Annotated in this window: 20 protein-coding genes; 9 read left to right on the plus strand and 11 right to left on the minus strand. The window is 66.6% G+C overall.

Annotated features, from left to right (window positions below; translation table 11 throughout):
- Positions 1–8: 8 nt before the first annotated feature.
- Positions 9–1,088, minus strand: a complete 1,080-nt coding sequence (locus ON37_RS30800; RefSeq protein ID WP_051031226.1) for a C40 family peptidase — start codon at positions 1,086–1,088, stop codon at positions 9–11.
- A gap of 229 nt (positions 1,089–1,317) precedes the next feature.
- Between ON37_RS30800 and ON37_RS05305 the strand changes: the two genes are divergently transcribed.
- The 3 genes from ON37_RS05305 to ON37_RS05315 all read left to right on the plus strand — a co-directional run bounded on the left by ON37_RS05305 (position 1,318) and on the right by ON37_RS05315 (position 4,264).
- Positions 1,318–2,010, plus strand: a complete 693-nt coding sequence (locus tag ON37_RS05305) for a TetR family transcriptional regulator (protein WP_040717304.1) — start codon at positions 1,318–1,320, stop codon at positions 2,008–2,010.
- Positions 2,011–2,176: 166 nt separating this feature from the next.
- A complete protein-coding gene (locus tag ON37_RS05310) occupies positions 2,177–3,334 on the plus strand; it encodes an acyl-CoA dehydrogenase (protein WP_040717306.1) in 1,158 nt (385 codons plus the stop codon).
- Positions 3,335–3,955: 621 nt separating this feature from the next.
- Complete coding sequence (locus ON37_RS05315) at positions 3,956–4,264, plus strand: hypothetical protein (RefSeq protein ID WP_040717309.1); 309 nt, start codon at positions 3,956–3,958, stop codon at positions 4,262–4,264.
- An 18-nt stretch (positions 4,265–4,282) separates the two neighbouring features.
- On the opposite strand, the gene ON37_RS05320 is transcribed toward ON37_RS05315, so the two are convergent.
- The 4 genes from ON37_RS05320 to ON37_RS31510 all read right to left on the minus strand — a co-directional run bounded on the left by ON37_RS05320 (position 4,283) and on the right by ON37_RS31510 (position 7,313).
- Positions 4,283–4,573 carry a GNAT family N-acetyltransferase gene (locus ON37_RS05320; RefSeq protein ID WP_040717311.1) on the minus strand — a complete coding sequence of 97 codons (291 nt, stop codon included), beginning with the start codon at positions 4,571–4,573 and terminating at the stop codon, positions 4,283–4,285.
- Between the two features lie 45 nt (positions 4,574–4,618).
- A complete protein-coding gene (locus tag ON37_RS05325) occupies positions 4,619–5,938 on the minus strand; it encodes an FAD-binding oxidoreductase (protein ID WP_051031236.1) in 1,320 nt (439 codons plus the stop codon).
- A 415-nt stretch (positions 5,939–6,353) separates the two neighbouring features.
- Positions 6,354–6,725 (minus strand): hypothetical protein, encoded by a 372-nt coding sequence (locus ON37_RS05335; protein ID WP_040717321.1) that lies wholly within the window; start codon positions 6,723–6,725, stop codon positions 6,354–6,356.
- Positions 6,726–6,734: 9 nt separating this feature from the next.
- On the minus strand, positions 6,735–7,313 hold the full coding sequence (locus ON37_RS31510; protein WP_083892734.1) for a DUF3558 family protein: 579 nt from the start codon (positions 7,311–7,313) through the stop codon (positions 6,735–6,737).
- A 225-nt stretch (positions 7,314–7,538) separates the two neighbouring features.
- On the opposite strand from ON37_RS31510, the gene ON37_RS05350 reads away from it, so the two are divergent.
- On the plus strand, positions 7,539–7,859 hold the full coding sequence (locus ON37_RS05350; protein ID WP_040717328.1) for a GroES family chaperonin: 321 nt from the start codon (positions 7,539–7,541) through the stop codon (positions 7,857–7,859).
- A 74-nt stretch (positions 7,860–7,933) separates the two neighbouring features.
- Here the strand turns inward: ON37_RS05350 and ON37_RS05355 are convergent, their stop codons facing one another.
- Positions 7,934–9,397, minus strand: coding sequence for an MFS transporter (locus tag ON37_RS05355; protein WP_040717331.1), 1,464 nt, complete (start codon positions 9,395–9,397; stop codon positions 7,934–7,936).
- A 157-nt stretch (positions 9,398–9,554) separates the two neighbouring features.
- Here ON37_RS05355 and ON37_RS05360 point away from each other — a divergent pair, with 157 nt between their 5' ends.
- Positions 9,555–10,142 (plus strand): TetR/AcrR family transcriptional regulator, encoded by a 588-nt coding sequence (locus ON37_RS05360; RefSeq protein ID WP_040717333.1) that lies wholly within the window; start codon positions 9,555–9,557, stop codon positions 10,140–10,142.
- A 5-nt stretch (positions 10,143–10,147) separates the two neighbouring features.
- On the opposite strand, the gene ON37_RS05365 is transcribed toward ON37_RS05360, so the two are convergent.
- Both ON37_RS05365 and ON37_RS05370 read right to left on the minus strand, forming a co-directional pair.
- Entirely contained in the window at positions 10,148–10,792 is a 645-nt protein-coding gene (locus ON37_RS05365; protein ID WP_040717335.1) for a cysteine hydrolase family protein, read from the minus strand.
- A 4-nt stretch (positions 10,793–10,796) separates the two neighbouring features.
- Complete coding sequence (locus ON37_RS05370) at positions 10,797–11,123, minus strand: YciI family protein (RefSeq protein WP_040717336.1); 327 nt, start codon at positions 11,121–11,123, stop codon at positions 10,797–10,799.
- 66 nt (positions 11,124–11,189) lie between these two features.
- On the opposite strand from ON37_RS05370, the gene ON37_RS05375 reads away from it, so the two are divergent.
- Positions 11,190–11,522, plus strand: coding sequence for a winged helix-turn-helix transcriptional regulator (locus ON37_RS05375; protein WP_040717338.1), 333 nt, complete (start codon positions 11,190–11,192; stop codon positions 11,520–11,522).
- 34 nt (positions 11,523–11,556) lie between these two features.
- On the opposite strand, the gene ON37_RS05380 is transcribed toward ON37_RS05375, so the two are convergent.
- From ON37_RS05380 to ON37_RS05390, 3 genes are read right to left on the minus strand one after another with little or no spacing between them, the layout of a single operon-like run.
- Entirely contained in the window at positions 11,557–12,204 is a 648-nt protein-coding gene (locus tag ON37_RS05380; RefSeq protein ID WP_040717340.1) for a Type 1 glutamine amidotransferase-like domain-containing protein, read from the minus strand.
- A 6-nt stretch (positions 12,205–12,210) separates the two neighbouring features.
- Positions 12,211–13,050 (minus strand): maleylpyruvate isomerase family mycothiol-dependent enzyme, encoded by an 840-nt coding sequence (locus ON37_RS05385; RefSeq protein ID WP_040717343.1) that lies wholly within the window; start codon positions 13,048–13,050, stop codon positions 12,211–12,213.
- Positions 13,047–13,538 (minus strand): HIT family protein, encoded by a 492-nt coding sequence (locus ON37_RS05390; protein WP_051031227.1) that lies wholly within the window; start codon positions 13,536–13,538, stop codon positions 13,047–13,049. The genes ON37_RS05385 and ON37_RS05390 overlap by 4 nt, the downstream gene beginning before the upstream one ends.
- A gap of 252 nt (positions 13,539–13,790) precedes the next feature.
- Between ON37_RS05390 and ON37_RS05395 the strand changes: the two genes are divergently transcribed.
- Genes ON37_RS05395 through ON37_RS05405 form a run of 3 tightly spaced genes read left to right on the plus strand, consistent with a single transcriptional unit; the run spans position 13,791 to position 16,714 of the window.
- Positions 13,791–14,957, plus strand: coding sequence for a Re/Si-specific NAD(P)(+) transhydrogenase subunit alpha (locus ON37_RS05395; RefSeq protein WP_040717345.1), 1,167 nt, complete (start codon positions 13,791–13,793; stop codon positions 14,955–14,957).
- The gene (locus ON37_RS05400) at positions 14,957–15,298 is read left to right on the plus strand and encodes an NAD(P) transhydrogenase subunit alpha part 2 (protein ID WP_040717347.1); all 342 of its coding nucleotides are present in this window, start codon (positions 14,957–14,959) and stop codon (positions 15,296–15,298) included. Before ON37_RS05395 ends, ON37_RS05400 begins: the two co-directional genes overlap by 1 nt.
- Positions 15,299–15,301: 3 nt before the next feature.
- Positions 15,302–16,714, plus strand: a complete 1,413-nt coding sequence (locus ON37_RS05405) for an NAD(P)(+) transhydrogenase (Re/Si-specific) subunit beta (protein ID WP_040717348.1) — start codon at positions 15,302–15,304, stop codon at positions 16,712–16,714.
- Positions 16,715–16,747 lie beyond the last annotated feature (33 nt).

Below are 16,747 nucleotides of genomic sequence, written 5' to 3' on the forward strand. Positions count from 1 at the left end.
CGGAACCGTCAGGCGGTGACCGGGACGCGAGCGTCGGCCGGCGGGTGAACGACGCCGGTGAAATTGCTCCTGGACAGGTCGTAGGTGTGTTGGCGGACCGCGTCGCCGGAGTTGCCTTCGATCGTGGTGATGGTGTTGCCGTTACGAGCGACGATCACGCCGATGTGGTTCTGCCCGCCGAAGACGACGAGATCGCCGGGGCGGGCGTCGGCGATGTTGTCGGCCAGCCGGCGGGCGACCGCATCCGACCATACGGCGGACACCAGATTCTTGTTCGTCCACGGCACGTCGATGCCGGCCTGTTTCCAGACCCAGGTGGCGAACGACGAGCACCAGGCGTCGTCGATGTTGTACGGGCGGTCCACATGGTTGTTCGGCCCTTCGGTGACACCCAGTTCGTTGCGCGCGAAGCCCTCGATCTTCTGCAGCGTGTCGGCATTCGGGGGCGGGACGTAGTTGTGGCCGCTCCACGGGGTCGTCAGTGGGACGGCGGTGCCGCCGTAACCGACGGGCGTCGGGTTGTCCGGGCGTGACCCGGTGATGTGGTCGGCGTGCCGGCGGATATCGGTCGTCGCGGTCTCGATGGCGTCCTCCACATCGGCCGCGGCGGTGGCACAGGCGGTGCGCAGCGGGCCCTCCACCGATTCGGGCCAGAACTGCTCGCCGGTATCGCGATTCACACTCGGACCGTTGGCGCGAGCGGTGTCGGAAATGGTGTTTCGGAGGCGTTCGACCGCATCCTGGATGTCTTCGTTGGCCGATCCCGCCGCGGAGTAGGTTCCGAAGGTCGAGCTGTCGACGCCCTTGTCGTTGTTGTCGAGGGTGGTTTTCATCTCGGTCAGCGACCGGACGACGGCGTTGTGATCCTCGGTCGACGTGGCGCGGTTGTTCTCGTCGATCAGGTTGTTGTCCCGCAGCATTTTGATGTACTTCGGGGCGCGTGAGGGTGTGCCCGCCCCCAGATTGTCGACATTGGCCTGGATGGCGGAACGGGTGGTGGCGACGATCGCCTTCAACGTCGGCGAGGCATAGCTGGGCAGCAGGTCTTCCAGTTTCGGAACGACCCAATAGTGATCCGTGGGACTCATCGCCGCCCCCCAGTGCTGCAGTGTGGCACGTACACGATCATCCGCACCTCCACGGGCGGCGACAGTCGCGATCGGTCACCCGCGATGATCCGCGCCCATCCGTTTATGTCCCGAACTGTTTTATTATCCGCAGTTCCCTGGGGTGGGGACAGTTCTTGCGCGCCGGCACTCGCCCCCGCGCCGACGACACGTGGAGTTTCGCGGGAGGCCGCACGGCTACCGTTGGGGAGTGCCCAGCGACAATTCGACTCCCGTTCGTGCCGCCGACTCCGCGGAGTTCCGGCTGGCCGTGGTCGGCCAGGCGTTGCGGTTGTTCGCCGAACAGGGCTATGAGGCGACGACCGTGGACGAGATAGCGGAGGCGGCGGGGATTTCGCGGCGGACGTTCTTCCGGCAGTTCCGATCGAAAGAGGATGTGGTCTTCGCCGATCACGAGGAGCAGCTCGCCCGTGCGCAGGCGTATCTCGCTGCGGCGCAGGGTGATCCGTGGCAAGCCGTGCGGGAGGCGGTGGTCGGCATCTTCGAGCGTTTCACCGAGACGAGGGAGCTGGCGGCGCGCCGCTATCGGGTCGTCCGGCAGGCTTCGGCGCTGCGCGATCGCGAGATCGTCACCGTGTTCCGGTACGAGCGGCTGTTCACCGACTATCTGCGCAGTCGTCTGCCCGAGGTGGCCGATCTGGAGCTCATCCAGTTCAGCGCGGCGGTGACCGCCACCCACAACTATCTGCTGCGACGGATGGTGCGGGGGCGGTCGGATGCGAGCGTGGCGGATCTGCGGGCGGCCGTGCGAGCGATCGTGCCCGCATCGGCATCCGCATCGTCGGCTTCGGCGTCGAGCGAGATGGTGGTCGCCGTATTCCCCCGGGAGATGCCCGCGCGGCAGGTCGCGGAGCTGCTGGCCGATCGACTCGATAATCTGTGAGCGCATCGCCGCAACTGGCACTGAGTGCCACGCTAGTGTGGGGGTATCCTCTCATGTTGTCGCTACTTCGCGGCGTATACTGAAAGCCGACTGGCACTGAGTGCCGCAGCGTGGCAGTACTGGAATTCGCGGCGTAATCCGAAATCCGACGACCAGGAGTGAACCCATGGCGGGCAACCCCGATTTCGATCTCTTCAAACTGGACGACATCCACAACGAGCTGCGCGAGGCCATTCGCGGCCTGGCCGAGAAGGAGATCGCGCCGTACGCGAAGGATGTCGACGGTAACGCCCGGTTCCCGCAGGAGGCCCTGGACGCGCTGAACGCCGCGGGCTTCAACGCGGTGCACGTACCCGAGACCTACGGCGGTCAGGGCGCGGACTCCGTCGCCACCTGCATCGTGATCGAGGAGGTTGCCCGCGTCTGTGGGTCGTCCTCGCTGATCCCGGCGGTCAACAAGCTCGGCACCATGGGTCTGATCCTGCAGGGCTCGGAGGAGCTCAAGCAGCAGGTGCTGCCCGATATCGTCGCGGGCAAGATGGCTTCCTACTGTCTGTCCGAGCGCGAGGCCGGTTCGGACGCCGCGTCCATGCGCACCCGTGCCCGCCGCGACGGTGACGACTGGGTCATCAACGGCTCCAAGTGCTGGATCACCAACGGCGGCCAGTCCACCTGGTACACCGTGATGGCCGTGACCGACCCGGAGAAGGGCGCCAACGGCATCTCCGCGTTCATGGTCCACAAGGACGACGAGGGCTTCGTGGTCGGCCCGCTCGAGCACAAGCTGGGTATCAAGGGTTCGCCGACCGCCGAGCTGTACTTCGAGAACTGCCGCATCCCGGGCGACCGGATCATCGGCGCCGAGGGCACCGGTTTCAAGACCGCGCTGCAGACCCTCGACCACACCCGGCCCACCATCGGCGCGCAGGCCGTCGGCCTGGCCCAGGGTGCGCTGGACGCCGCGATCGCCTACACCAAGGATCGCAAGCAGTTCGGCAAGGCCATCGCCGACTTCCAGAACACCCAGTTCATGCTCGCCGATATGGCCATGAAGGTCGAGGCCGCGCGCCTGATGGTCTACACCTCCGCCGCCCGCGCCGAGCGTGGTGAGAAGAACCTGGGCTTCATCTCCGCCGCCTCCAAGTGCTTCGCCTCCGATGTGGCCATGGAGGTCACCACCAACGCCGTGCAGCTGTTCGGCGGCGCCGGCTACACCACCGACTTCCCGGTGGAGCGGATGATGCGCGACGCCAAGATCACCCAGATCTACGAGGGCACCAACCAGATTCAGCGTCTGGTCATGTCGCGTCAGCTGCTGCGCTGATCCCGGCGTACAAATCATGCTGGCATGACAGCATGCTTCGTTGATAGCATGATGTGGTCACGCAAGTGATGCTGGCGGTGGGACGCCGCGGGAACGACGCCCCACCTGGTGGGTTACCTAGTCCACATCCAGCGGACCAGCATGAGCGCCCCGGCGATCACGGCAGCAGCAGTCAAGATGATGCCGTAGTCGACCGGGGCCTTGCTCTTCTTCCGGCGATGTTTCGCCATCCCCACCACCTCCTTCCTGGGCGCGGTGTGTGGACCAGGTCCACCGCCCCTCGGCTGGAGGTGTGCCTACTGTACCCGAGTGAGCTGACCGCAACTGCCACAACGTATTTCGGAGGCCGTTGGCCCGGCCGCGCCGCTGCGATGTCGACGCCTTGTGACATCGACCGAAGTGTGACAGCACGCGGCGCGTCACGCCGGGCCCGTTCGCCGGGGTGCGTTACGGTACCGAACCGTCGAATTCCAGTGAACTACCGGCAATTTTCGCTGGTAGAACGGTGTTGCCGCGAAGGAGTCCGAAGAGTACGAACATCTGCAATCGCAAATGTTCGTTCAGTCGCAATCGGGCGAATTCGGAATTGTCCCAACGGCTTTCGCAGCGCAATATTGATGCATGGCTGGCGTCGAGATCACCGACAGGTTCGTTCGCCGCACCCTGGACAACGGTCGGATCGAAGAGGTGACGTGGCAGGAACTGGCCGAGGTGCGCATCATCACCACGGCCGACGGCCCGTTTGCCGACGACGTCTTCTTCGTGCTCATCGGTGCCCGCGGGAACGGCTGTGTGGTCCCGCATTCCGCCGCCGACAACGAGTTCCTGGGCCGGCTGCAGAAGCTCCCCGGCTTCGACAACGCCAAGGTGATCGACGCGATGGGCACCGTCGGCGACCGTCAGTTCCTGGTGTGGCGGTGCCGCGCCTGAAGCACCGCGCGAGCGGCGTCAGGCCACCAGGTCGGCGTACTCGCGATGGTCGCCGATGTATTGCTCCACGTACCAGCAGGTCGGTACGACCGCGAAGCCGGACGCCCGGCAATCGGTGAGCGCGTACTCGACGACCTGGGCCGCCACCCCGCGTCCGCGGAATTCCGGGAAAGTGAGGGTGTGGTTGAGATCGCGGATCCGCTTGTCCCCGTCGACGGTCTCGGTGTAGTCGGCGTAGCCGGCGAGCGTGTCGTCGATGTAGATCTCGTAGCGGCCGGCGGTCGTGTTGTGCTCGAGCCTGGTCGTCATGTCCGGTAGAACTCCCTTCGCACCCCTGTTTGTTCCGCGCCCGGACTAGAGCACCGCGCCCGGATTGAGGATGCCGTGCGGGTCCAGCGCGTCCTTGATGCGCCGCGTCAGCTCCATCACCTCCGGGCCGACCTGGTCGGGCAGCCACGCCTTCTTCAAGCGGCCGACCCCGTGTTCGCCGGTGATGGTGCCGCCCAGCGCGATGGCCAGGTCCATGATCTCGCCGAAAGCCTGGTGGGCGCGGGCCGTCTCGTCCGGGTCGGCCGGGTTGTGGACGATCAGCGGATGGGTGTTGCCGTCACCGGCGTGCGCGATCACCGAGATCAGCACCGCGCGGCGCTCGGCGATCTCGGCGATACCGGTCACCAGATCGCCCAGTCGGGGCAGCGGGACGCCGACGTCCTCGAGTAGGAGCGGCCCCTTGCGTTCCACTGCCGGGATCGCGAATCGCCGTGCGGCGCAGAAGGCTTCGCCCTCGTCCGGGTCCTCGGTGCTGAACACCTCGGTGGCCCCGGCGCTTTCGCAGGCGGCGGCGATGATCGCCGCCTCCTGCGTGCGGTATTCGCCGGGCGCGTCGGAACGTGCGACGAGCATGGCGGCGGCGCCGCGGTCCAGCCCCATCCGCATCTCGTCCTCGACGGCGTTGATCGCCACCGCGTCCATGAATTCCAGCATCGAGGGCCGGAGCCGGGCCGTGACGGCCTCGATCGCCGCGGTGGCGGAGGTGAGGGTGGAAAAGGTGGCGACCACGGTGCTCTGCTGCGGCTGTGCGGGCAGTAACCGCAGCGTCAACTCGGTGATGATGCCGAGCGTGCCCTCACTGCCGACGAACAGCTTGGTCAGCGACAATCCGGCGGAGTCCTTCAGCCGCGGTCCACCGAGCCGGGCCACCGTGCCGTCGGCGAGTACCACCTCCATCCCCAGGATGTAGTCGGTGGTGACGCCGTATTTCACGCAGCACAGCCCGCCCGCGTTGGTGGCGGCGTTCCCGCCGATCGAGCAGATCTCGAACGACGACGGATCGGGCGGATACCAGAGCCCGTGTTCCGCGGCGGCCCGCTTCACCTCGGCATTCAGCAGCCCGGGCTGGGTGACCGCGGTGCGGGTCACCGGGTCGACGGTGATGGCCCGCATCCGCTCGGTGCTCAGCAGCAGGGCGCCGTCCTGTGCCGTCGCACCGCCGGACAGGCCGGTACCGGCCCCGCGCGGAACCAGCGGAACGCGGCGTTCGTGTGCCCAGGCGACCACGGTGGCGACCTGCTCGGTGGTGAGCGGCCGAATCAACGCGGCGGGCATACCCGCATGCGGATCGAGAGCGCGGTCGTGGCGATAGCCGGCGAGGATGTCGGGATCGGTGACGACCATGCCGTCGGGCAGCTGGGCGGCGAGCGTTGCGATATCCACAGTGCGAACCTACGTGCTCGGGGCCGTGCTCGGCAGCCGATACCGCTGCCGAAGGGGTCTACCCGTCGCCGCAGGTAGGTACACTAAAACAGTCCCTGACCAGCAGAAACACCTCGGGACACCACCGCTCGTAGGTGGCCACAAACGGCCACAAATCAACTCCTGGAGGGAACGCTAAGGGAACGGCGTACACCCCGAAGAAGATCGACATGTCATCGAAGCCGAAGAAGAGGTCCCCCTGCCGCCGCGCCTGGGGCAGCTGCAAGCAACTCCGCTACTGCTGTGCAGCTCGCCGACCTGCGGCGATGCAGCGAAGCGCATACCCGGTGCTGAGCCGATGGCAAGGGCCAGTTCCGGCGGCATTCCGCCGCGCGTCTCATGTCGGTGCGGTTCCCGCTATTCCCTGCGTATTGTCGTGCTCGGCCTGAGCGTAGGCTGCTGCAGCTTTACGCAGCACGTCCTGCGCGGCTTTGGCTTCCTCGATGAGTTCTTTCAGCCGCTGCCGAATAGACCCCTCGCCGCTGCCCTTTTGGGTGAACTTGGCGGCCAGGTCTTGGCCCATTTTGAACCCGCCGAACCCCGTGACGAAGCCGACCGTTTCGACGTGGATACTCAGGTCGTTGACGTGGTCGATGAAATCCTGCAGTCCCTTGATTGCCGCATCGAGTGATTCTCTGTCGACGCGCAGCGACAGATTTCCTGCATCGACTTCGGTAGCCAGCTGCCGCCAGACGCCCGTATCGGACACGGCCTCCCCCTACTTTCCGGACGGTAGATCTTTCACGAGAACTGTTGCAATGCGGGTCAATTCGGCGCACGCGTCGCCTGTCGAGTCGGCGGCAAGACTGGGGTTGATCTCGAAAGTCACCGGATTACCGGGAACGTCGAAGGCAACTACACATCCGTCCGGAATTGCATTGCGGCCCATCATCACCGCATCGCGCCCGCCGATGCTCACCGTGCGCGGGTTGTTGAACAGCACGGTGTTGTTACGCACCTCGTCGAACGTGTGTGTGTTTGTCGAAAAGACTTGCAGTCGTATCCAATTGCCAGAGTCCCACGCGCACACGTCCCAACCGGGGAACTTGACCGCGTATTTGTCGGTATCGGTGTGACGCTTGGCAGGGTTGAGTCCGGCTGCTGCGATGTCGGCATCGGGGATCGAACACGGATTCCACTTGGTGTTTGTGGTGGCCGTGGCAGCCGCTGCCGATGAGGTGGCCGGGCCGGCCGCCGTGGGCGATGCGGCAGGCGTTGCCGTCCCATCGGACGAGCACCCCGCCAGGAATGCGGCTGCGGCGCACGCAGTGGCCATCGCGATCGGTCCGAGCTTCATGAGTTCCCCTCCGTCGGCGGCATCGGTCCCAGAGTCTATGGGCTGCCGGGTGTCGCTGCGGTTCCAGTCTGCAGGCAAAACCGGTGCGATCGGGCAGAAATTACCGCGCTAAGCGAACGGCAACGGAACGCCTCTTGCCCTTACCACCTCTGCCCCTAATCAAGGTGCCCGACGGCAGCCGATACCGCTGCCGGGAGCCGAGACCGTACGCAGTACACTGCCGCGGTGTCCGATGCCAAGCTAGAGATCCAGATGCTCCACGACCGGATCATGGTTCGCGTCTCGCCGGAGGAGGGTGAACGGCGTAGCAGCGGCGGCATTCTGATTCCCGCCACCGCGCAGGTGGCCAAGCGGCTGACCTGGGGTGAGGTCAGTGGGGTGGGTTCGCATGTGCGCAGTGTGACCGTCGGTGATCGGGTGCTGTTCAGCGCCGAGGACCAATTCGAGGTCGAGGTGCAGGGGCAGGCCTACCTGGTGCTGCGGGAACGCGATTTGCACGCGGTCGCCAGCGAGCGACCCGAACACGGCACCGGCCTGTACTTGTAGCCGCGACCGCCCCGCAACCTGTTCCGGTCTGCGGGACGGCCGAGACCCCGGCCGGGCGGCCGGGGGCGAGTGCGTCAACGGGCCTGCCGAGGCAGCGCCAGCGCGGCGGCCAGCACCGCGGCCAGCACCGCGACCCCGGCCGCCGCGGCCGCCTCCATGGCGCTGACGTAGCTGCCGGTGGCCTGCCCGGCGCCGAGCGTCGAGAAGAAGATGGCACCGAGAACCGTTGCGCCGATGGCATTTCCGAACTGCTGCGCAGTGGTGAGTACGCCGGCCGCCATTCCCGCCTGGGGTGCCGGTATGCCCGAGGACAGTACCGCCGAGACGACGGAGGGGATGGTCAGTCCGTTGCCGGTGCCGACGATCATCATGCCGGGGATCAGGGCGAGGGCGCCGACCTGCGAACCCATCCCGGCCAGTACGGCGAGCGTGATCGCGAGGCCGGTCAGGCTGGTGCAGGTCCCGATCGCCATGACCCGGTTGCCGAACCGGTTGGCGACCCGAGGAGCGAGGAACAGCGAGCTGCCCGCGAAGCACAGACCCAGCGGAGCGAAGGCCAGGCCCGCCCGCAGCGGCGACAGGCCGAGCCCGCCCTGCAGCATCAGCGTCAGGCAGAGCATGAAGCCGGCGAAGAAGGTCAGGTACCCGCCCGCGATCACCAGTCCCAGGCTGAAGCTTCGTTCGCGCACCATGGTGGTGTCGAGCACCGGTTCGCCGCCGCGGCGCCGTAGCCGGTTCTCGTAGCGCAGTGTCGCCAGCAGGACCGGCGCCGCGGCTGCCATGGAGATCCAGGTCCACAGCGGCCAGCCCTCCGGCCGGCCCAGCGTTATCGGAATCAGCAGCAGTGCCAGGGCCGCGGAAATCCCGACGGCGCCAACGGGATCCAGCCGCGCCCGGCGGGCGCTTCCGGTTCGGGGGAGCCAGCGGGCGGCCAGTACAGCCGCGACCAGTCCGATCGGCACATTGATGTAGAAGATGGTGCGCCAGCCCCAGCCGAACAGGTCGGCGTCGAGCAGCACACCGCCGAGCACCTGGCCCGCGACCGCACCGAGTCCGATGGTGGCGCCGAACGCGGCCATCGCCCGCGGGCGCTCGAGCGGCGGGAACAGCGTGTTGATCAGCGCCAGCATCTGCGGCACCATCAGCGCCGCGGTGCCGCCCTGCAGCACGCGCGCCCCGACCAGCGCCCACGCGTTGGGTGCGAGGCCGCAGAGCAGCGACGCCAGCGTGAAGGCCAGCATGCCGATGACGAACAGGCGCCGGTGGCCGAACAGATCGCCGAGCCGGCCGCCGGTGATCAGGCCGGAGGCGTAGGCGAAGCCGTAGCCGCCGACGATCAGTTCCAGCGCCGCTTCGCTGGCATTCAGATCGTGTTGCAGCGACGAGGCGGCGACATTGACGACGAACCAATCGAACATCGCCATGAACATGGCACTCAGCACCACCGGCAGCACCCGCCAGCGCGCGGGGTAGGGCACGCGGTCGGTTGCCGGTGGACTCGGAAGTGTTGGGGCGGTGGGTGTTTCGAGGATTGGCATAGGAAGCTCCCCGGAATCGGTCGAGGGTGTCGATGGCGCCGCGCTGCGCCGAGGGATGCGGATCGGTGTCCGCGAAGGATGTAACTAACCGGTTGGTTAGAACTATTCCAGCGCCCACCGCATCATGTCAACCGATTAGTTGGTTAGCATCGTTGTCATGCCCCCGCGCGATCCCGAGGCCACCAAGGCCCGCATCTTCGAGGCGGCGACCGAGGAGTTCGCCGCCCATGGGATCGCCGGTGCCCGCGTCGATCGCATCGCCCGCAAGGCCAAGGCGAACAAGCAGCTGATCTACGCCTACTTCGGCGACAAACAGCACCTGTTCGAGCAGGTGCTGGAGAAGGCGATGCTCGACGTGGCCGCAGCGGTGTCGACCGATATCGACGACATCGACGCCTGGGTGGACGCCCATATCGCCTACCACCGCGAACATCCGGAGTTTCTCCGGCTCCAGATGTGGGAGGCGCTGGAACTCGCGCCGGATCAGGTGACCGCCGGCGAGGCCCGGGCGCGCCGCTACCGGGACAAGATCGAGAAGGTCGAGGCCGCGCAGCGGCGCGGGCTGCTGCGCGACGATATGCCGCCGGGATATCTGCTGACCCTGCTGACCGGATTGATCAACTATCAGCAGGCGCTTCCCCAATCCCGGCGGTTCGTCGTCGGCGGCCCCGACGATCCGGCGGAGCTGCGCAACTGGGTGCGCGACGCCGCGCGCCGGATCGTGGCGCCGCGCGAGGACGCCTGAGCTCGCTAACGGCGCGCGGCGATCTCCGTCTCGAGGCCGGCCAGGTCCGTGGTCAGCGATCCGCCGGAGAAAGCCATTGCGGCATACGACCGTTCGGCCGCTTCGGGATGTCCGGCGCCACAGGCGTCGGTCACCATGATCGGCAGATAGCCCAGATCGATGGCATGCCGCACCGTCGGCTCGATACCGACCTCGAGGGCGATCCCCGCGATCACGACGGTATCGAGACGCAGGTCGCGCAGGGCGATATCCAGGGGAGTGCCGGCGAAGGCCGACATGGTGATCTTGTCGAAGACCACCTCGTCCGGGCCGGGGGTCAGTTCCGGCACCAGCTGATACTGCGGTGAACCCTGCGGGAACATCGATCGCACCCGGCTGGGATCGTCCACGTGCTGCCACGCCATGGCCGTCCGCAGCTGCGCCACCCCGGACGCGGCCGGCGGCAGTGACATGTGCCGGGTGTAGAACACGCGAAAACCGTTGGCTCGCGCGGTGTCTCGAAGCCGGACGCAAGCATCGACGATCTGCTGTCCCGCGCTGATCTGACTGACGATGCCGACCTGCATGTCGTAGATCAGCACTGCGGTCCGCGCCGGATCGCAGGCGTCCGCCACAGTCAGTGGGATGTCGAGTCCGAATGCATGGCGCATGTGCTCACCTGGTCCGATCGTAGGGCTCGGCCGTGTCGACCGAGGCGTCCATGAGCGCCTCGAGCGGAAGCGGGGCGGTCACGGGAATGTAGGTCCAATCCAGAAAGCCCTTCTTGGACAAGGGGAAATCGTCCACATAGCGACGTGCCTCCGCGACGCTGTCCACCTCGAAGACGATCACCACGCCCGATTCGTCCGCACGGGCGTAGTTCTCCCGGACGATACCGGCCTTCCAGAGGCGCCACACATTGGCGACCTCCTCGGGCAGATACGGTGTGATGGTCTCGAGGGTGACCCCCGGTTTGAAGCGGTCGAAGGCGATAACTTTCATGAGTCCATGCAAGTCCGGTGATTACAGTGTTACAAGAGCGCACTTTTCGGTAAGTAGGTGAGCGCGATGTCGCAGCGGCGGTATTACTGCCCGGTCGAGGTCACTGTCGATCTGATCGGCGGGAAGTGGAAACCGGTGATCCTCGCGCATCTCAAAGAGGGTGTGCGGCGCTACGGGCAACTGCGCAGGGCCATGCCCTCGACCAGCGAGAAGATGCTCGTGCAGCAGTTGCGCGAGCTCGAAGCCGACGGTCTGATCAGCCGGACCGTCTTCGACACGGTTCCGCCGCAGGTGGAATACGATCTGACCGCCGAGGGCCGCAGTCTGGTACCGGTGTTGACGGCCCTGTACGAATGGGGCGAAAAGCGATGCGAGCGAGCCGGTATCGCGCTCGGCTGAGGTAGCCGGAGTTCGGAGCCGACGCGGACCGGTATCAGGCGCCGGTCAGCACCTCGAGGCGATCACCATGGACCGCCACCGCATCGTCGTCGGTCAGCGCCCAGTGCGGAGTTCCCGCCGCCCGCAGGCGCGCGGCCAGGCGGGTGCCGTGGCCCTCCGGATCGGTGCCCGGCGAATCGACGTGCGGCACGATCGGGCGGTCCACCAAACCCAAACCGTCCCATCGGGTTTCGATGCCACACGCGGGCGCCACTTCGGCGGGATCGTCCGCGTCCTCCAACCCGTGCAGATCGGGGGCCAACAGACAGGCGCCCGCGCTGTAGCCGGTGTAGGCCAGCGCGTCCTCCGCCAGCAGTGCGGGCAGCACGAGATCCGCTCCGCTGCGGGCGAATTGGGCCCGCAGGACGAAGGTGTTCCCGCCGCGCACCCAGAGTGCGGGATACCGCCGCAGCACGCGCTCCAACTCCGCGGTACGGCCGATATAGTCGCGCAGGTCGACCACGTCGGGACGGAATCCGCAGCGGCGCAAGGGAGCCCGGTCGCTGTTCACCGCACCGGCCCAGGCGGCCGGCCAGGCATCGCAGGCATTCGGAATCACCGCGATCGGCCCGGGGCCGCCGACCAGTTCGGCGAACCGGTCGTAGTGGGCGCCGAAGCGGTAGCTGGACAGGAAAAGCCGCACGGCCGGTCAGAGGGTGAAGGCGAGATTGTCCGCGACCCGTACGCCGAGTTCACGATCGCCGGCGATCTCGATCTCGGCGCGGTGGTCCGCCGCGGTGCTCCGCCCGCCGCACAGCCGGGCGAACAGGCTCGAACCCAGCCGGATGGTGGTGTCGGCCGGGCGATCCAACTCCGCGACGACCTCTGCGCGGCCGTCGACTCGAATGTGTATCGCGCGGGCGACGGGCTCGGTCAATTCGATCGTGATGCGGGCCCCGTCCGGAGCCTTACCGCGTTTGACCACCACCCGCCCGAGGAAGGGTTCGATCTCGTCCACGGCCAGCTCGGCGCGCCGTCCGCCCTCGTTCGTTCCGAGCGCCGCGGCATCACCACCGAGAGCGTCGGTGATGTCGAGTTGATGCATCCAGCAGTCGAACAGGCGCACCCGCATGAATCGGCCGTAGGGCACCACCCCGATCGGGGAGCGGATATCGGCCTGCCAGGCGTCGTCGTCGGTGGCGGCCAGCGCGGCGCGGCGGCGGTCGGTCACCTCGACGAAACGGCGCAGCAGCTGTTCGCCGGGCAGTGGCCGCAGCGATTCCAGCCACATCTCGTTCAGCGCGCCGGTGTCGTTGCGGACATGGTCGAAGGCGCGCACGTCATTGCCGGCTTGCGGCAGCGGCTCGCCGAGCAGCATCGATTCGGTGCCGACCACGTGGGCGAGCACATCGAAGACCGTCCAGCCCGGAAGCGGTGAGGGTAGCCGCCACCGATCCTCGTCGAGCCCGGCGGTAACGCGCGCCAGCTCATCCCACTGATCGGACAGGGCGCGGGTCAATTCGGTGCGGTCGAGTGCGGGTGCGGTCATGAGCGAGTCTCCCGATTCGTATCGTCGAATTCCGGCGCGGGTTGGTCGCGCGGCTCCGGGTCGGCGGCCAGGCGATCCAGTCCGGCACGGATCGCGGACGCGGTACCGACCGGCTCGTGCGGGCGGCGCAGCAGAAACCCGCGTGCGAAGGTGAACAGATCGCCACCTCGTCGCGGCACCACGTGCAGATGGACGTGGTGCACCGTTTGAAATGCCGCCGTACCGTCGTTGAGAACGAGGTTGGCGCCGTCGGCGGCCAAATCGCTGCGGCGCAACGCTTTTGCGAGGCGATGACCGACCCGGAACAGGTCGGCGCCGAGCTCGGCATCGAGATCGTCGAGGTGGGTGGCATGACGCTTGGGCACGACCAGGGTGTGGCCCCGGGTGATCGGCCGGATATCGAGGAAGGCGAGCACTCGCTCGTCCTCGTAGACCCGGGTCGCCGGGGCCTCGCCGGCGACGATCCGGCAGAAGATACAGCCACTCACCCGCCAGACATTACGGCGTACGAGGCAACGGGTATAGACCCGCGCCTCAGCTGCGTGAACGGGCATTCGGGAGGAAAGCGGCCATATGGTGTGATGTTGATCTCAACTAATCTCACCGGCCTGCCGGGTACAGTTGCGAGAATTATTTCGGAACTTACTGCAGAGTAAGTTCTGCTCGGCCAGACCGGTAACAGGCGGCCCACCTGACTGTCAGGGGGCCAGCTTGCCCGTCACAAGTAAGGAAGTTGACCAGTGGAGACAACGCAAAGCGCGAACGAGGGGGCGCCGCGCAGCGACGACGGTCGTGCTTCGCACAGCACGCGTGTCGGTGTGGTCCGTGAGACCGGTGCCGACGAGCGACGCGTCGCGTTGGTGCCGAAGATCATCCCGAGCCTGGTGAAGCAGGGCGTGCAAGTAGTCGTGGAAGCCGGCGCGGGTGTCGGGGCACTGATCCCCGACGAAGCCTACGAGGCGGCGGGCGCGACGATCGGTGATCCGTGGCAGGCCGAGGTCGTGGTGAAGGTGGCCCCGCCCAACGATGCCGAGATCGCCAAGCTGTCGCAGGGCCAGACGTTGATCGGTTTCCTGGCTCCGCGCAACGCGGACAACAAGATCGGCGCGCTGCAGAGTGCGGGCGTGCGGGCGTTCGCGGTGGAGGCGATTCCGCGGATCTCGCGGGCGCAGGTGATGGATGCGTTGTCGTCGCAGGCGAACGTCGCCGGATACAAGGCGGTGTTGCTGGCGGCATCGGAGTCGACGCGGTTCTTCCCGATGCTGACCACGGCTGCGGGCACGGTGAAGCCGGCGACCGTGCTGGTGCTCGGTGTGGGTGTGGCGGGTCTGCAGGCTTTGGCGACCGCCAAGCGCCTGGGAGCGCGCACGACCGGTTACGACGTGCGGCCCGAGGTGGCCGACCAGGTGCGGTCGGTCGGCGCGCAGTGGCTGGATCTGGGTATCGACGCGGCCGGTGAGGGCGGCTACGCCCGCGAGCTGACCGAGGACGAAAAGGCCCAGCAGCAGCAGGCTTTGGAAGACGCGATCAAGGGTTTCGACGTGGTGATCACCACCGCGCTGGTACCGGGTCGGCCGGCGCCGCGGCTGGTGACCGCGGCCGCGGTGGAGGGGATGAAGCCCGGCAGCGTGATCGTCGACCTCGCGGGTGAAACCGGCGGTAACTGCGAGCTGACCGAGCCCGGTAAGACGGTGGTCAAGCACGGTGTGACGATCTGCTCGCCGCTGAATCTGCCGGCCACGATGCCGGAGCACGCGTCGGAGCTGTACTCGAAGAATATTGCGGCACTGCTGGAGTTGATGCTGACCGACGGCAAACTCGAGCCGGACTTCTCCGATCAGGTGCTCGCCGATTCCTGTGTGGCCGGTGCGCCGAGCCGTCCCGCCGACTCCGAGGAGCAGGGCTGATGTATACCGAGCTGTTGGCCAATATCGCGATTCTGGTGTTGTCCGGATTCGTGGGTTTCGCGGTGATCTCCAAGGTGCCCAACACCTTGCACACCCCGTTGATGTCGGGCACCAACGCGATTCACGGCATCGTGGTGCTGGGCGCGCTGGTGACGCTGGGCAAGGTCGAGCACCCGTCGGTGATCACGCAGATCATTCTGTTCGTCGCGGTGGTGTTCGGAACGCTGAACGTGATCGGTGGTTTCGTGGTGACCGACCGGATGCTGGGGATGTTCAAGGGTAAGAAGCCCGCTGCGTCGGGCGCGGAGCGCTCCGGAAGCACTGAGAAGGCGGGCCGCTGAGTCATGGATAATTTGGTCAATATCCTTTATATCGTTGCCTTTTCGCTGTTCATCTACGGTCTGATGGGCTTGACGGGCCCGAAGACCGCGGTGCGGGGTAACTGGATCGCGGCGGTCGGTATGGGCATCGCGGTGATCGCGACGTTCATCTCGATCCGTGACACCTCGAACTGGATCATCATCGTCGCGGGCCTGGTTGTCGGTGTGGCGCTGGGTGTTCCGCCGGCGCGGTTCACCAAGATGACCGCGATGCCGCAGCTGGTGGCCGCGTTCAACGGTGTCGGTGGTGGCACGGTCGCGTTGATCGCGTGGTCGGAATTCCTGAACAGCGACGGATTCTCGTCGCTGCACGAACAGCCCACCGTGCATATCGTGATCGGTTCGCTGTTCGCGGCGATCATCGGTTCGGTGTCGTTCTGGGGTTCGCTGATCGCCTTCGGCAAGTTGCAGGAGATCCTGCCCGGCCGCCCGATCGGTGTCGGCAAACTGCAGCAGCCGCTGAACCTGCTGCTGCTCGCGGGCGCGGTCGCCTCGGCCGTGGTGATCGGCATCGGCGCCACGAAAGACGGTGCGCCGTGGTGGTGGATGATCCTGCTGCTGGTGCTCGCCGGTGTGCTGGGCCTGATGGTCGTGCTGCCGATCGGTGGCGCGGATATGCCGGTGGTGATCTCGCTGCTGAACGCGCTGACCGGTCTGTCGGCCGCGGCCGCCGGTCTGGCTTTGAACAACACCGCGATGATCGTCGCGGGCATGATCGTCGGCGCGTCCGGCACCATCCTGACCAACCTGATGGCCAAGGCGATGAACCGGTCCATCCCCGCCATCGTCGCGGGTGGTTTCGGTGGCGGCGGCGGTGCCGCCGCGGCCGGTGGTGGTGAGCAGAAGCAGGCCAAGGCCACCAGCGCCGCGGATGCCGCGATCCAGATGGCCTATGCCAACCAGGTGATCGTGGTGCCCGGCTACGGTATGGCCGTCGCGCAGGCCCAGCACGCGGTCAAGGAGATGGCGTCGCTGCTGGAGGCCAAGGGTGTCGAGGTCAAATACGCTATCCATCCGGTGGCGGGCCGCATGCCCGGTCATATGAACGTGCTGCTGGCCGAGGCCGAGGTGCCCTACGACGCGCTCAAGGAAATGGACGACATCAACGGCGAATTCGCCCGCACCGATGTGGCTTTGGTGATCGGCGCCAACGACGTCACCAACCCCGCCGCGCGCGAGGACTCCTCGAGCCCGATCTACGGCATGCCGGTGCTCAACGTCGATCAGGCCAAGAGCGTGATCGTGCTGAAGCGGTCGATGAACTCCGGCTTCGCCGGCATCGACAACCCGCTGTTCTACGCCGACCACACCTCCATGCTGTTCGGCGACGCCAAGAAATCCGTCGGCGCCGTCACCGAGGAACTCAAGGCGTTGTGACCGCAATGCCGGCTGTGGCGCAGTGCCGACCGC

The sequence above is a fragment of the Nocardia veterana NBRC 100344 genome, assembly GCF_000308855.1.
GTDB lineage: Bacteria > Actinomycetota > Actinomycetes > Mycobacteriales > Mycobacteriaceae > Nocardia > Nocardia veterana.